General features: G+C 72.2%; 11 protein-coding genes. 3 read left to right on the top strand and 8 right to left on the bottom strand.

The genetic code is table 11. The annotated features are described in order from the left end of the window. Positions 1-7: 7 nt before the first annotated feature. Both B072_RS0123275 and B072_RS0123270 read right to left on the bottom strand, forming a co-directional pair. Positions 8-1813, bottom strand: coding sequence for an FAD/NAD(P)-binding protein (locus tag B072_RS0123275; protein WP_018532388.1), 1806 nt, complete (start codon positions 1811-1813; stop codon positions 8-10). Beyond that, entirely contained in the window at positions 1810-2670 is an 861-nt protein-coding gene (locus B072_RS0123270) for an amino acid ABC transporter permease (protein WP_018532387.1), read from the bottom strand. The genes B072_RS0123275 and B072_RS0123270 overlap by 4 nt, the downstream gene beginning before the upstream one ends. Positions 2671-3093: 423 nt before the next feature. Here B072_RS0123270 and B072_RS0123265 point away from each other — a divergent pair, with 423 nt between their 5' ends. Further along, on the top strand, positions 3094-4035 hold the full coding sequence (locus B072_RS0123265) for an ABC transporter substrate-binding protein (RefSeq protein ID WP_018532386.1): 942 nt from the start codon (positions 3094-3096) through the stop codon (positions 4033-4035). Positions 4036-4247: 212 nt separating this feature from the next. Here the strand turns inward: B072_RS0123265 and B072_RS0123260 are convergent, their stop codons facing one another. The 5 genes from B072_RS0123260 to B072_RS0123240 all read right to left on the bottom strand — a co-directional run bounded on the left by B072_RS0123260 (position 4248) and on the right by B072_RS0123240 (position 9509). After that, on the bottom strand, positions 4248-4844 hold the full coding sequence (locus B072_RS0123260) for a GTP-binding protein (protein WP_026246200.1): 597 nt from the start codon (positions 4842-4844) through the stop codon (positions 4248-4250). Beyond that, the gene (locus tag B072_RS0123255) at positions 4828-5202 is read right to left on the bottom strand and encodes a DUF742 domain-containing protein (RefSeq protein ID WP_018532384.1); all 375 of its coding nucleotides are present in this window, start codon (positions 5200-5202) and stop codon (positions 4828-4830) included. The genes B072_RS0123260 and B072_RS0123255 overlap by 17 nt, the downstream gene beginning before the upstream one ends. Then, positions 5199-5627, bottom strand: coding sequence for a roadblock/LC7 domain-containing protein (locus tag B072_RS0123250; RefSeq protein WP_018532383.1), 429 nt, complete (start codon positions 5625-5627; stop codon positions 5199-5201). Before B072_RS0123250 ends, B072_RS0123255 begins: the two co-directional genes overlap by 4 nt. Continuing rightward, positions 5624-8011 carry an ATP-binding protein gene (locus B072_RS43895; protein ID WP_078506556.1) on the bottom strand — a complete coding sequence of 796 codons (2388 nt, stop codon included), beginning with the start codon at positions 8009-8011 and terminating at the stop codon, positions 5624-5626. Before B072_RS43895 ends, B072_RS0123250 begins: the two co-directional genes overlap by 4 nt. 193 nt (positions 8012-8204) lie before the next feature. Continuing rightward, a complete protein-coding gene (locus B072_RS0123240; RefSeq protein WP_018532382.1) occupies positions 8205-9509 on the bottom strand; it encodes a DUF5685 family protein in 1305 nt (434 codons plus the stop codon). A gap of 367 nt (positions 9510-9876) precedes the next feature. Between B072_RS0123240 and B072_RS0123235 the strand changes: the two genes are divergently transcribed. After that, positions 9877-10323: a cell division protein SepF gene (locus B072_RS0123235; protein ID WP_018532381.1), complete on the top strand. Its 447-nt coding sequence runs from the start codon at positions 9877-9879 to the stop codon at positions 10321-10323. A 693-nt stretch (positions 10324-11016) separates the two neighbouring features. On the opposite strand, the gene B072_RS0123230 is transcribed toward B072_RS0123235, so the two are convergent. Then, positions 11017-12627, bottom strand: a complete 1611-nt coding sequence (locus B072_RS0123230; protein ID WP_018532380.1) for an MFS transporter — start codon at positions 12625-12627, stop codon at positions 11017-11019. A gap of 247 nt (positions 12628-12874) precedes the next feature. Here B072_RS0123230 and B072_RS0123225 point away from each other — a divergent pair, with 247 nt between their 5' ends. Then, entirely contained in the window at positions 12875-14017 is a 1143-nt protein-coding gene (locus B072_RS0123225; protein WP_026246198.1) for a membrane protein, read from the top strand. Positions 14018-14067: the final 50 nt, after the last annotated feature.

The raw sequence follows: 14067 nt of genomic DNA, 5'->3' as shown, positions 1-14067 counted from the left end.
CGACGGCTCAGGCGGCGGTGGCGCGACAGGAGAGGTCGCGCAGGAGCGCGAGGATCGCGCGGGCCGTGGCGTCGTTCTGCCGGAACGACGGGCTGTTGGTGCGCGGCCGGGTGAAGGCCCCGGCGCCGCGCGCGTCGGTGTGCGGGCCGAGGGCGAAGCGGCGCGGGTGCGTGGAGCCGTCGCGGTACAGAATCCGTCCGTCGGCGGAGTCGACGGCCAGGAGTCCGGCGGCAGTTGCCCGTGCGCCCTCCTCGTGCAGCTCGCGCAGGAGGACGTCCCGGGTGCGGGCGAGCGTGGGCTGCGGCAGGCGGGCCTCGACGAGCGCGCGGGCCTCGACGCGCGCACCCGGCACCGAGGCGCTGGTGGCGCGGAAGACTCCGTCGGCCGCCTCGACCCGCATGTCGGCGCCGACGAACTTCACGACGCCCGCGCGGGACAGGGCGCGCAGCTGGCGCAGGCGCGGTCCGGGCGGCCCGGACGCGAGGTAGCTGAAGAATCCGTGCCACCACGGGCCGACGTCGCCGAGCCGCGTGAGCTGTCCGTACACGGAGAGCAGCCCGAGGAAGACGGCCAGGTCAGGGCTGTGCGCGGGGTCGTGGCGGCGCTCCAGGTCGGCGGTGATGTAGCCGCGCAGCCCCTCCTGCAGCTCCTCGTACGAGGCGTGTCGCACCCCGTCGAGCGGGCGGTCGAGGGCGGCGAGGTCGAGCCGGTCGGCCGGGTCGGGCACGGCGGAGGCGACGAGGTCCCGCAGTTCGGCGCCGAGCGGCTGCGCGGCGGCGTACTTCTCCTCGAAGACCGCCCAGGAGAGGTTCGTCCGCTCGGGGTGGGCGGTGAAGAGCCGGTGGTAGTGGGCGTAGCCGAGCTCCTTGTCGATGAGCGGCCACACGTCGCGCCGGAAGTCGTCGGGGCCGAACCCGCCGTCCCGTGCGAGGAGTTCGTCGATCTGCGCGGGCCCGAGGAAGCGCGGCAGCGGTGGCCGCTCCCCCGCCTCGGCGTCCCAGTCGTAGCCGAGCTTCGAGTGGTACGGCACCCCGCGCCGCGAGCCGACGTGCAGCACGGGCTCCCGCCCGGACGGCAGGTACACCACCTCTCCCCGGGCGTCCTCCTCGTACCGTCCGCCGCGCCCCTCGGTCAGCAGCACCATCAGGTCGACGAAGGCGAGGCCGAAGCCGCGCACCAGCACGTCCTGGCCCGGCGCGAGCGCGCTCAGGTCGGTGTCGGCGGTGAAGTCCGGCGGCAGGTGCACCAGACCGTGCCGTACGGCGTACGCGCTCAACGCCTGCTGCTCGTCGTCGAGTTCGGCGTCGAGGTGCCCCTGCGCGAGGACGACGACATCGGCGAGCAGCGGCCGCGCCCGCCCCTCCAGCCACACCTGCTGGCGTCCGTGCCGGGGTCCGCCCACGCGCAGCGCGCGCCGCGCGTGGTGGTGGACGGCGACCCCCTCGGGCAGCCGGGCGACGGCCCGCTCGTACACCCACCGCAGATAGCCGCCCTGCCGGCGCCGGTCGGCGAAGGTCCGCCCGTCGATGCCGGCCCACTCGTGCAGCACGGGTCCCGGCACCACGGGACCGGCCACCTCCACCGTCTCGTCGGTGAACATGGTGACGTCCTGCGCCTGCGAGTTCATCCACAGCAGCGGCGACTGCTCCTGCCGCCAGATGCGCCCGCCGCCCGGCGGGTACGGATCGACGAGGTGCACGTCGAGCGCGAACTCACCTTCGCTGTCGAGGGAGTTGGCGGCGATGCGCTCCAGTATCCCGGTTCCCCGCGGCCCGGCCCCCACGATCACCAGGGACTGCCGTACGGGACTCATCGCTGCGTCCCGCGCGCGTAGTGCCGCTCGACGTAGTACTGCCCGACGCTGAGCAGCGAGGTCACCACGACGTACCAGATGGTGGCGACGAGCAGCAGCGGAATGACCTGGTACGTGCGGTGGTAGACGAGCTGCACCGAGTACAGCAGGTCCTGTACGGCGATGACGCTGACGATGGAGGTGCCCTTGAGGGTGCCGATGAGCATGTTCCCGGCCGGCGGCACGATGGCCCGCATCGCCTGCGGGAGCACGATCCGGCGCCACCGCCGGTAGCGGCTCAGGCCCAGCGCCTGGGCGGCCTCTATCTGCCCGCGGTCGACGGAGAGGATGCCGCCGCGCACCACTTCGGCGGCGTACGCGGCCTCGTGCAGGGTCAGCCCGATGATGGCGACGGTGACCGGCCCGAAGAGGTCGACGGTCTTCACCCCGAACAGGTGCGGGTACAGGGCGCCGATGTTGAACCAGAACAACAGCTGCACCAGGATGGGCATCGACCGGAACAGCCACACGTACCCCCAACTCACCGCGCGCAGCACGGGGTTGGCGGACAGCCGCATGACGGCGAGCAGGGTGCCGAGGGCGAAGCCGAGCGCCATGACGAGCGCGGTCAGCCACAGGGTGAGCCAGAGTCCGCGCAGCACGGAGGCGGTGGTGAAGTAGTCGGCGACGACGCCCCACTGGAACGCGTCGTTGCGCAGCACCGAGTTCACGGCGAGGCCGAGCAGGGCGAGCACGGCGGCCGCGGCGATCCACTGCCCGGTGCGGCGGCGCGGGACGACACGCGGCACGGCGCGGGGAGCGGTGGCGGGCGGCGCTTTGGCCGGGCTGCCTGAGGAGGCGAGGGTGTCCGATGACATGGGGAGGCTCCGTCGGCTGGAATCCCGTCCAGCACGGTTCTGCCTTCACACCTGATGTGGGCCGAGCCCCTCAGCAGCGGTCCCGCACCGAGAGTACGGGTCCTGTCACACCGCCTGTCAAGGCTGTCCAGAGTATGAGCCGTGCGTCTCAAGTGAGTTGACGCCGCACCGGATGCCTGTTCCACTAAGCCCCATGCATCCGCAGCAGTGGCTGGTCACGCGCTCCCACATCGACTTCGGTCGAGTGTGGTCCGCGTCCTGTTGATGCCCTTCCGACGCCTCTGAGCGCGTCGTCCCACGGCTGTTCGCCGCACTTTCCTCACTTCATCGCGTCCGCACACGGACGCGCCTTCACCCTGCTGCACCCTCCCCTCGCGTAGCCGGTTCCCTCTGTGTTGTCACCGAAGGGCAGAACTCCACGCCATGCGTTCCTCCACCCATGCCTCCGTACTCGCGTTGATCACTGTCGCCGCCCTGGGCCTGACCGCCTGCGGCTCCGGCGGCGGCGCGGACGACGCGGCGCCCGCCGCCGCGGCGAACGACAAGATTCCCACCCGGGACGTGGTGTCGTCCGTCGCGAAGGACCCCGCGTCGGCGAAGCTGCTGCCCGCCGACGTCCGCGAGAGCGGCCGGCTCAAGATCGCGGTCAGTGTCGGCGGCAACCCGCCGAACTCCACCTACCTGCCCGACGGGAAGACGGTCGTCGGCCAGGACGTCGACTTCGCGAACGCGGTCGCCAAGGTGCTCGGCATCAAGCTCGACCGGGAGGTCGCGAGCTTCGAGGCGATCCTGCCCGCGCTCGACAGCGGCAAGTACGACCTCGGTACCGGCAACTTCGGCGTCACCGACGAACGCCGCAGGACGATCGACTTCGTCACGTACATCAACGACGGTCAGGGCTTCGCCGTGCGCAAGGACAGCGACCTGAAGAAGGTCACCGACCTCAAGCAGTTGTGCGGCCTGAACGTGGCGACCGGCGCGGGCACCACCTTCGAGGCGACGCTGGAGGAGAACAAGAGCCAGTGCGAGGCCGCGGGCAAGAAGGCGTACGACGTGAAGACGTACGCGGAGCCGAGCGCGATCTGGTCCTCGCTCCAGCAGGGCCGCACCGACGTGGTGATGAGCACGATCAACGGCCTGCGCTACGGGGTCGCCCACCAGCAGGGCCTGCGCTTCCTCAACGAGTTCCACCGCCTGGACGTCGGCTTCGCCTTCAAGAAGGGCACGCCGCTCGCCCCCGCGTTCCGCTCCGCGGTGAACAGGTTGATCGCGGACGGCACGTACCGGAAGATCCTCGCCAAGTGGGGTACGACTCCGTCGGCGATCGGGAAGTCGCAGATCTCCCCGCCGGAGATCAAGGACTGAGTAGCTCGTCGTCCGCGGGCCGGTGGGGGCTTCTCGCGCAGTTCCCCGCGCCCCTGGGCGAGCGGAGCTCGCTTCAGGGCCGGTGGGAACTGCGCGAGAAGCCCCCACGCACCCGCACCCGCACCCGCACCCGCCCACGAAAGCGCACCCGTCACACGAACAGGCGCCCCCGACCCCGCCGGAGGAAGAAGCGGGGCCGGGGGCGACCCGGGTCAACGAGACATCGCCGGCACCCGCCGCCCCCGGGTCCGCACCCCGATGACCTGGTCCATGAGCGCCCCGAGCACATCCCGGACCGAAGCCCGCGCCCGCGCATCGCACTCGACGACCGGCACCCCGTCGCCGACCCCCAACGCCTCCCGGATCTCCTGGAGTTCGAACCGCTCCGACCCGTCGAACCGGTTCACGGCGAGCACGAACGGCGCACCGTGCGCCTCGAAGTAGTCGAGCGCGGGGAAGCAGTCCTCGATACGCCGCGTGTCGACGAGCACCACGGTGCCGAGCGCCCCTTCCACCAGGTCGTCCCAGAGGAACGAGAACCGGTCCTGCCCGGGCGTACCGAACAGGTACAGCGCGATCGTCGGATCGAGGGTGATCCGCCCGAAGTCGAGGGCGACCGTCGTGGTCGTCTTCCCCTCGACGCCGTCCAGCGAGTCGACGCCGACCGAGACTTGAGTGATCGCTGCCTCGGTGTCGAGCGGTTCGATCTCGGAGACGGCCCCGATGAAGGTGGTCTTGCCGACCCCGAGCCCACCGCTGATCACGATCTTCACGGCCAGCGGAGCAACGCGTTCAGAGCGCCCTGACATGGTCCCTGATCCTTTCGAGCGTATGGAGCGGCAGCTCGGCAGGCTGCGAGCAGGACAGCCGGCCGCCGACGACGAGGTCGGCGATGAGCACCTTGGCGACACCGAGCGGCACGCCGATGGCCTCGGCCACGTGGGCGACCGTGGTGGGTTCCCGACAGATCGTCACGATGCGCTGGTGCTCGAACGCGAGCGGCACCGCGCCGCCGTCCGGGACGCCCACCGCGACCACGAGGGTCTCCAGGCGCAGATCGGCCTGGGCGGGCAGCGCGCGCCCGCCGGTGATGATGAAGGGGCGTACGAACGCTTCCAAGGACTCACCGCTCTCACCGGGCCCGCCGGACCCGCTGGACTCGCTCATCGCGGCAGCGTCTCCCGCAGGTCGGCGATGAGCGCGGGCGTGAGCAGGTCCCCGGCGCGCTCGGCGAGCACGGCCATCTCGTAGCCCACGAGCCCGAGTTCACCGCTGCTGTCGGCGAGCACCCCGAGGCAGGAGCCGTCCCGGATCGCGGAGACGAGCAGGAAGCCGCGCCCCATCTCGATCATGATGAGCTTCACCCCGTCGAAGCTGTACCGCTTGGACGCGCTGCGCGCGAGGCTGGAGAGTCCGGAGACGATGGCGGCCAGATGGTCGGCCTCGGTCCGCCCGAGGCCCTCGGACACGGCGATGAGCAGCCCGTCCGACGACACGGCGACGGCGTCCCGCACTCCGTCGGTGTGGCGGACGAAGTTGGCGAGCAGCCAGTTGAAGGTCTGCGAGTCGCCCCGCATGTCGACGGTGGTCACTTGTCGCCCTGCCCTTCGCCGGTCTCCTGCTTGGCTCCTTCTTGGGCGGCCCGTTCCCGCTCCACGCTGATACCGCCGCGCATATGGGCACTGCGCAGCCCGGACAGCATTCCGGAGACGTCCTCGGGGCTCCGTTCCACGGCGGGCGCCTCGGGGGCGGGCCGGGTGGACGCACCGGTCTCGTTCACGGCCTTCGCGATGGAGCTGCGCTGCGGGCGCTTGACGAGCCCGTTGCGGGTGCGGGCGGCCGACGAGGCGGGCGCGGAGGAGGAAGCGGAGGAGGACGCGGACGCGGACCTGGCCGCGGGGGCGGCTCCGGTCGGCGCCAACTCCTTGCGCGGGGAGGGCAGCAGGGCATCGGCCGCGTCGGCAGCGGCTTCCTCCGCCATCGCCTTCGCGGCCGCCGCCTTCGGTGTCACCGTCTTCGGTGCCGACGCGTCCGACTCGGTGAGGAGCGTGGCGGGGATCAGCACCCGGGCCACCACACCGGCGGCGGGCGCCTCACCGAGCCGCACCTCGATGCCGCACTTGCGGGCGAGCGCGCCGACCACGAAGTGGCCGAGGAACCGGGTGGGTTCGGCCATGAAACTGGCGGTGCCGGAGAGCCGCACGTTGGCCTCGGCGAGGGCCTGGGTGTCCATGCCGAGCCCGTGGTCGACGATGGCGATGAGATAGCCGGCGCTGGTGCGCCGCCCCTCGATCTCCACGTCCGAGTCCGGCGGCGAGAAGCTCAGCGCGTTCTCCACCAACTCGGCCAGCAGGTGGGCGAGTTCGGCGACGACGGAGCCGGATACCTGCGTGGGCTCGACCCGGCGCAGGGTGACGCGGCGATACTCCTCCACCTCGGAGAGGGAGGCCCGCAGCACGTCCGTGACGGACAGCGGGGTCGCCCAGGTCCTGGGGCTCGACTCCCCGGCGAGCACGAGCAGCGATTCGGCGTTGCGGCGCATACGGGTGGCCAGGTGGTCGAGTTCGAACAGGTTGGCAAGGGTGTCCGGGTCGGCGTCCTCGTGCTCCAGCTTGTTGATGAAGCCGATCTGACGACGCACCAGGTTCTGGTTGCGCCGGCCGAGACTGACCAGCGACTCGGTGGCGTTCCTGCGCAGCACGGCCTGCTCGGTGGCCAGGTCGAAAGCGGCGCGCTGCACCTTGTCGAAGGCGTCGGCCACCTCGCGCACCTCGGCGCCGGCCCGGGCGTCGAGCCCGAGCGGCGCGGGCGGTGCGGGCGCCGCGCCGCCGGACGCGGCCTGCACATCGGCGACGGCCCGCGGCAGCCGGACCCCGGCGACCTCGCGGGCCTCCTGGGCGAGCCCGCTGAGCGGCGCGGAGACGGACCGTACACAGTCGTAGGCGAGGGCGCCGAGGGCGCCGATCACGGCGAGCGCGAGCAGCACGAAGAGCAGCAGGTCGCGCTGGGCCGCGCTCTCCAGTTCGGCGGCCCGCGCCTCGACGTCGGCACCGATCGAGATCTGCACGTCGCGCAGCCCGTTGATGGTCGACGTCATCGTGTCCCACCAGGCCATGGGCGGGACGTCACGGGCGGCGAGCCGGCCCGCGCCGCGCACGGCGGTCGACTCGTACACCAGGGCGCGCTCGGCGTCGGGGGTGGCGAAGGCGGCGGCGAGCCGGTGCCGCTGTGCCTCGGTCGCGGTGCGCGGGAAGGAGGTCAGCGCGGCGAGCCGGCCGGACCTGATCTCCATGAACCGGCTGTAGTCGGTACCGCGGAAGTGCCCGCCGGCCCGCACGGAGCCGAGCACGATGGCGCGCTCCTGGCCCATGAACTCCTTGGCGGTGCCCAGGACCTGGAGCGACTGGTAGGCGTCGCGCAGCCGCGCGTCGTCCACGTCGCCGAGGCCGCGGCCGGCCCTGACCAGCTCGGCGATGGTGTCGGTGAAGTAGTCGAAGGTGGCCTTGACCTGCCCCGTGCCGCCGTCCGCGCTCCTGCGGATCTTGGCGAGCCCGCCGAGCCGCCCGAGCGCGTCCTGCGCCTCGGCGGACCCGCCGTCCCGGGCGAGCGCGTCCTCCAGGGCGGTGCGGGCGGTGTCGGTGGCCTTGCGCTGGGCGGGCAGCTTGGCGCTGAACTGGCGGACGCCGCCGACGTATCCGGTGGTGAGTCCACGCTCCTTCTGCATCTCGTGGACGAGCCCCTGCAGGGTGATCTCCAGGCGTGCGTTGGCCGCGGTGGCGGAGGCGCCCCGGTAGCCGGAGATCTGCTCGGCGGCGAAGACCCCGAGGAGGGCGAGGAGCACGGCGAGCGCGAGTCCGAGGATGCGCAGCAGCCGCGTACGGATGGTCCTGTTGGTTCTGGGTTTGGACGGGGCTGTCCGGGACGAGGCCGTCCCGGACGAGACGGCCTTGAACCAGGCCGGCGATTGGAGATCCACTGAAGTGCCTTATGGAGAGGGCCAGTTGATGGGGCAGAAACGCTGCTTCTGCGCCCGGCCAACGACATCTCTCGCACTGCGGTCACCGGATCATGTGTTTGTTTTACGCCCCGGAAACAGCCTCATCGAAGGCACGCAGGTGACCCGGCCACCGGCGTTCGGCCCCCTCGGCCTCGTATACAGGGCCACTGCCTCACAGCCCGCAGTCGCAACACGAGCAGCACTCGCAACACGAACAGGCCTCGCAGCACGAACAGTCCGGGCAGTCGCAGTTGGTGCAGCAGCCTTCCCGCTTCTTGCGCGACCAGGGCCCCTCGAACTCGTCGGCGCAGCACACCTTGCAGGTGCAGCAGAGCCCGACGGCGACGGCGCACCCCGCGAGGAAGCCACGCTTGCCGGGCTTGGGCGGCTGGAAGGAGGGCCCGCCACCGAAGCCACCGGGGCCACCTGGCCCACCGGGACCGCCAGGCCCGCCGAACCCGCCGGGGCCGGGGCCGCCCGGGTTGCCGCCCCCGTAGGGATTGTTGGACTCGTACGCGCCCGATCCCGTCGGCACGTACGGACTCCCGGGCGCCCCGGTCGGCGCCCAGCCACCCTGCCCTCCGGAGTGCCCGCCGGCGTGCGCGCACGCCCCGGTCACCCCGAACACCCGGTCCACCGAGCGGCCCACCTCGTGCGCGAGCAGCAGATGCGCCAGCTTCGCGTCCACGAAGTCGACCTCGCGCAGCGCCAGCCGGATCCCGTGCACGGCGTCGTCGGCGAGCCGCCGCGCCTCGCCGAGGCCGGTGCCGGTGGCGGCCAGGGGGTTCCAGGCGCCCGACGCGGCGTCCTCGGTCAGATCCTCCACGGCGTCCAGGAGATGCGCGAGCCGCCCGAAGAGCCGGCCCGCCTCGGCGAGCGGTTCGGCGTTGTGCGGCCGTCCGGCGAGCACGGCCGTGTGCGCGAAGGCGGCGGCGGTCGCGGTCTCGGTCGGCTCGGTGATCGTCAGCAGGGACGTACCGGGTCCGGCGAGCGCCTCGATCCCGGCCTGCCGCTCGACGGCGTCGAGCAGCACCGCCGTGTCGAACCCGACGTCGGTTCCCGTCCGCGCCCCGGCCCGGCCCCAGCTCGCCGCGACCTTCCGGGCGGCGAGGGCGACCGGCCTGCGGGCGAACAGCCCGTCCCGGTCGTCGACGTGGTCGCGCACCTTCGCGGAGGCGAGCACGAGCGAGACGGCCGCCGCGAGCCGTGCCCCCTCGCCCTGCGCCACGGACGCGGTCCGCATGCCGCGCAGCGGGCAGGGTCCGGCCTGCCGCCGCCAGTCCCCGGCCGTCCCGGACCGCTCGGCCTGAGCCTCCGTCAGAACCGATACCAGCAAACCGTCGTAGTTCGTGACGACCCGGGCGAACTGCCCGTGGTCACCGCGCAGCGCCAGACAGAGGCCGCAGAGATGGGCCATCCACTGGGTCTTGAGATGTTCCCCGAGCCGATGGCTGCAGGGCCGGACGATCCCGAACAAGGCGACTCCCCCGTGCGCCGGATGACGAAGCGTCAACTCGGTGCGTCGACGGGACCGGCGGATCCCGTCGAGGCCCAAGTGACCGTGAACGACGGCATCGTATCGACCCGTCGTACGCTTCCTCGTTCACCCGTACGCACCGGAGGTCACCCATACGCCGCGAAGAATCATATTTCACTCACAGTCAGCAGCCGGAGCCCGTACAGCCCTTGGGAACGCCGGGGCAACACCGTGTTGACTCTGCACCAGTACCGTCACGAAAACCCCGCGCGGCGACTATCCACTTGGCGCGGTATCCGCATCATGGATGAACATTGGGATGCACAACATGCGGAACTCAGAGGAACCGCTGTGAGAGGAGGCGTCCATGGGATCGGTGCGCAAGGCGAGTGCTTGGCTTGGCCTCGTCGACGACAACGATGACGAGCGTTACTACGACGACGACTACGACGAGGGCCCCGAGCCCGCCGCAGGCGCTGCCGCCTGGGTGACGGACCCGCGCGTGAAGGTCGCCGAGGACAAGGCGGAGGAGACGGGCCGGCGCATCGGCACCGTGACCCCGGACAGCTTCAGGGACGCGCGCCGGATCGGGGAGATGTTCCGGGACGGCGTCCCGGTCATCATGAACCTCACGTCGATGGAGCCGGCCGACGCCAAGCGCGTCGTCGACTTCGCGGCGGGGCTCATCTTCGGCCTGCGCGGTTCGATCGACCGGGTCGCGACCCGGGTCTTCCTGCTGACCCCCGCGGACACGGAGATCGTGTCGGGCCGGGATGCCAAGGTTCAGCAGGACGGTTTCTTCAACCAGAGCTGACCGTCGGGTGGGCGGTCGCGGTCCCCGCCCACCCGACGGTCGGACGACCACCCACGACCAGGCGCCCACGCGCGCCCGGCCACCCGCCCACAACAGAACAGCCGGTCACGGCGGAACGACCGATCACCGCTGGACGGCCGACCACGGCCGGACGGGCAACCGCCGGTCGACCAGCCGCGACCAGGCAGGCACGGTCGTACGGGCACCACCGCGGGACGACCAACCGGTCGGACAGCCGCCCACGGCCGACCCACCACGGCCCGACGGCCGGCCCCGGCCCCGGCCGCACGACCGACCACCACGGGACGACCCACCGTGGGCCATCAGCCACGCATGGTCAGGCGCGGCCAGCCACGGTCGGACGGGCAACGACCACCAGGCAGCCAACCGCACGCGCACGCCCCACCCCCGCCGGACGCCCCACCACGATCGGGCAGGGTCGGCCTCGTCCGGCGAGCCCTTCCCGGACGCCCCGCCACGGCCGGACGCCCGCCATGGCCAGACAGCCGGCCCCGGTCGGACGGCAACCACCACCGGACAGCCCCACACGACCAGGCGGCCGACCGCAGGCGGAAGACCCGCCACTGTCGGACGGGCCCCTTGTCGGACGCCCCGCCACGGTCCAACAGCCGGCCCCGGCCGGACGGGCGGCCCCGGGCAATCAACCGGCCTCCGCCGGGCCCGCACCCCCGGTCAGACGACCGGCGACTCGGTGCGTGACGGCCTGCGCGGGGCGGTGACCTCTGCGGGCGGTGCTTCGCACTCCATCCGGCGGGGCAGTCGCAGCGCGGCCACCGCGCCGAGGAACAGCAGCACCGCACTGACGATCAGCGTCACGTGCAGGCCGTGCACGAAGGCGGCGCGCGCGGCGTCCCGCAGGGCGTGCCCCGTCGCGCCCCCGAGCCGCGCGGCGACCTGGTACGCCTCCCCCAGCGAGTTCCCCGCGGCGCCGCTCGCCGTCCCCGACACCCCGGTGACGTGGGAGAGGCCGGGCGCGTACGCGGCGTTCATCACCGATCCGAGCAGCGCGATGCCCATGCCCGCGCCGAGCTGGTACGAGGTCTCACCGATGGCGGCGGCGCCCCCTGCGTCGTCGGCCGGGGCTTCCGTGAGCATCGATTCGTAGGCCCCGAACAGCGTGGTCTGGAAGCCGAAGCCGAGCAGTATGAAGCCGAAGCTCAACAGCCACGGCCGGTCCTGCTCGCCCATCAGGCACAGCAGCAGCACCGCGCAGGCGGTGAGCGCGAAGCCGGACGAGACCATGCCGCGCGGCCCGAAGCGGCGCAGATTGGCGGAGCCGAGCACGCCCGCGATCATCGCGGCGAACGTCAGCGGCAGCATCCGCAGACCGGTCTCCAGCGGGCTGAGCCCGAGCACCAGCTGCAGGTACTGGACGGCGATCAGCTCGAGGCCCACCAGCGCCAGCATGGCGATGACGATGCAGCCGACGGACGTCGAGAACGCGGCGCGCGTGAAGAGGCGCATGTCGATCAGTGGGTGCTCGCGGCGCCGCTGCCGCCGTACGAACAGCATCAGGAGCACGATGCCCGCCAGGAACGGCAGCACCGCACCCGGCGCCAGCAGATCGCGCTCGATGCCCAACTCCTTGATGCCGTACACGACACCGAGCACACCGAGCGCGGCGAGCAGCGCGCCGAACAGGTCCCACGGCCCGTCCGCCCGCCCCTTGGACTCGGGCACGAGCACCCGGCACAGCGGCAGCATGACGGCCATCAGCGGGATGTTGATGAGGAAGACGGAGCCCCACCAGTAGTGCTCGACGAGGAAGCCGCCGAGCACGGGTCCGGTGGCGGCGCCGATCGCGGCGACCGCGGTCCACACGCCGATGGCGACGGCCCGCTCGTGCCGGTCGGGGAAGACGTCCCGCAGGATCGACAGCGTCGCGGGCATGATCATCGCGCCGCCGATGCCGAGCAGCGCGCGGGCCGCGATGAGCACCTGCGCGGTGTCGGAGAACACGGCGAGCGCGGAGGCCGCGCCGAACAGGGCGTACCCGAGCAGCAGGATCTTCCGGCGGCCGACTCTGTCGCCGAGCGTGCCGAAGAGGATCAGCAGCGAGGCGCACACCAGCGGGTACGCGTCACCGATCCACAGCAGCTCGACCGAGGTGGGCTTGAGGTCCTCGGTGACCGAGGGCAGAGCCACGTACAGGATGGTCGAGTCGAGTGCGACCAGGAGCAGGCTCGTGCACAGGACGACAAGGACGACCCAGCGATTGGTGCGGACGCCCGTGGCGGCCAGCCGCGCACGCAGCCGCCCGGCGGCCGTGCTCGTCCCGGACATGTGCGTACCTCCCAGTGGTCCTCGCGTTCGGCGGATCCGGGGGCTGGGGATGTCCCTCGGTCTCCGGTCGGGAGGAGCGTTCTCCCGGCCCCGCAGCGAAAGGCGAGTGAGCCGTCAGAGTACGCGAGTTCAGGCCACTGACACGTGGCAGAGCTCTCATGGAGCGGTGCGACCCGTGTGGCGTGCGCCACTCGCCGGAAGGGGGTGCCGCACGGAAGCCGAGCGGCGAGCGCCGATAATCGGGGCCGTGACGGACGTTGATCGACAAGACCGGCAAGAGGGGCCCACGCCGCGGCGGGCGGCCCCGGCCCTGCTCGGGTACGCGGGGGTGCGCGCGCTCGGCCTGCTCGCGCTAGCCCTGTGGAGCGCGGCCGAGGGCAAGAGCTGGCTGACGCTGCTGACCGCGCGCTGGGACTCCCTCTGGTACACCCGGGTCGCCGAGCACGGGTACGGCTGGTCGGTGACGCTGCCCGACGGCAGTGTCCACTCGAACCTCGCGTTCTTCCCGCTGCTGCCCTGGCTGGAGCGCCTGGTGTCGGAGCTCACCCCGCTCTCGTACGGCCAGGCGGGCATGGTGGTGAGCTGGCTCGCGTCGCTCGCGGCGGCGTGGGGGATCTTCGCCGTCGGCGACCACCTGTACGGACGCCGGACGGGGATCACGCTCGCGGTCCTGTGGGGAGCGCTGCCGGTCGGCATCGTGGCGTCGATGGCGTACAGCGAAGCGCTGTTCACGGCGCTCGCGGCGTGGGGACTGTACGCGACCTTGCGACGCCACTGGGTGACGGCCGGCCTGCTCGCCTCGCTCGCCGGGCTGACCCGGCCGGTCGGCGCGGCCGTGGTGGCCGCGGTCTGGGTGGCGGCCGCGCTGTGGGTGCGGCGCGAGCGTCGAGCGGGGTGGCGTCTCGTGGCCGGGGTGGTGCTCGCGCCGGCGGGCGCGGCCGCGTACGTCCTGTGGGTCGGGCACCGCACCGGGGACCTGCTCCTCGGCTATCTCGACGTGCAGGGGCAGTGGGGCAACGGCTTCGACGGCGGCGTGGCCTTCGCCCGGTTCGTCGCCGACAAGTTCACGTCACTTCCCGGGGCGCTCGCCGGGACCGGTCTGATCGTCGGGGTCGCGCTCGTCATCTGGCTGTACGTGATCGGGGTACGGCAGCGCCAGCCGGTGCCACTCCTCGTCTACACGGGCATCGTTCTCGCGCTTGCTCTGTGTTCCTCGGGGTACTTCGGATCGAAGCCGCGGCTGATGCTGCCCGCGTTCCCCCTGCTGCTGCCGCTCGCGGTGGCGCTGGCCCGGTGGCGTATCAGCAGGTCGGTGTGGGTGGTCGGCGGGCTCGCGCTGATCTCGGCGGGCTACGGGGCGTTCTGGCTGAACGGCTCGGGGCCGCCGTGATCGACCGCGCCCGCCCCCTGACCGGACGGAGAATTCCGTGCCAGCGAGCG

The sequence above is a fragment of the Streptomyces sp. HmicA12 genome, from assembly GCF_000373565.1.
Classification (GTDB): Bacteria; Actinomycetota; Actinomycetes; order Streptomycetales; family Streptomycetaceae; genus Streptomyces.
The sequence above is the reverse complement of the archived record's forward strand: the minus strand, read 5'-3'. Positions and strand labels throughout refer to the sequence as shown.

Coding starts and splice junctions, on each gene's coding strand:
- B072_RS0123275 (WP_018532388.1), bottom strand. CDS start 1,813: ATGAGTCCCGTACGGCAGTCCCTGGTGATCGTGGGGGCCGGGCCGCGG.
- B072_RS0123270 (WP_018532387.1), bottom strand. CDS start 2,670: ATGTCATCGGACACCCTCGCCTCCTCAGGCAGCCCGGCCAAAGCGCCG.
- B072_RS0123265 (WP_018532386.1), top strand. CDS start 3,094: ATGCGTTCCTCCACCCATGCCTCCGTACTCGCGTTGATCACTGTCGCC.
- B072_RS0123260 (WP_026246200.1), bottom strand. CDS start 4,844: ATGTCAGGGCGCTCTGAACGCGTTGCTCCGCTGGCCGTGAAGATCGTG.
- B072_RS0123255 (WP_018532384.1), bottom strand. CDS start 5,202: ATGAGCGAGTCCAGCGGGTCCGGCGGGCCCGGTGAGAGCGGTGAGTCC.
- B072_RS0123235 (WP_018532381.1), top strand. CDS start 9,877: ATGGGATCGGTGCGCAAGGCGAGTGCTTGGCTTGGCCTCGTCGACGAC.
- B072_RS0123230 (WP_018532380.1), bottom strand. CDS start 12,627: ATGTCCGGGACGAGCACGGCCGCCGGGCGGCTGCGTGCGCGGCTGGCC.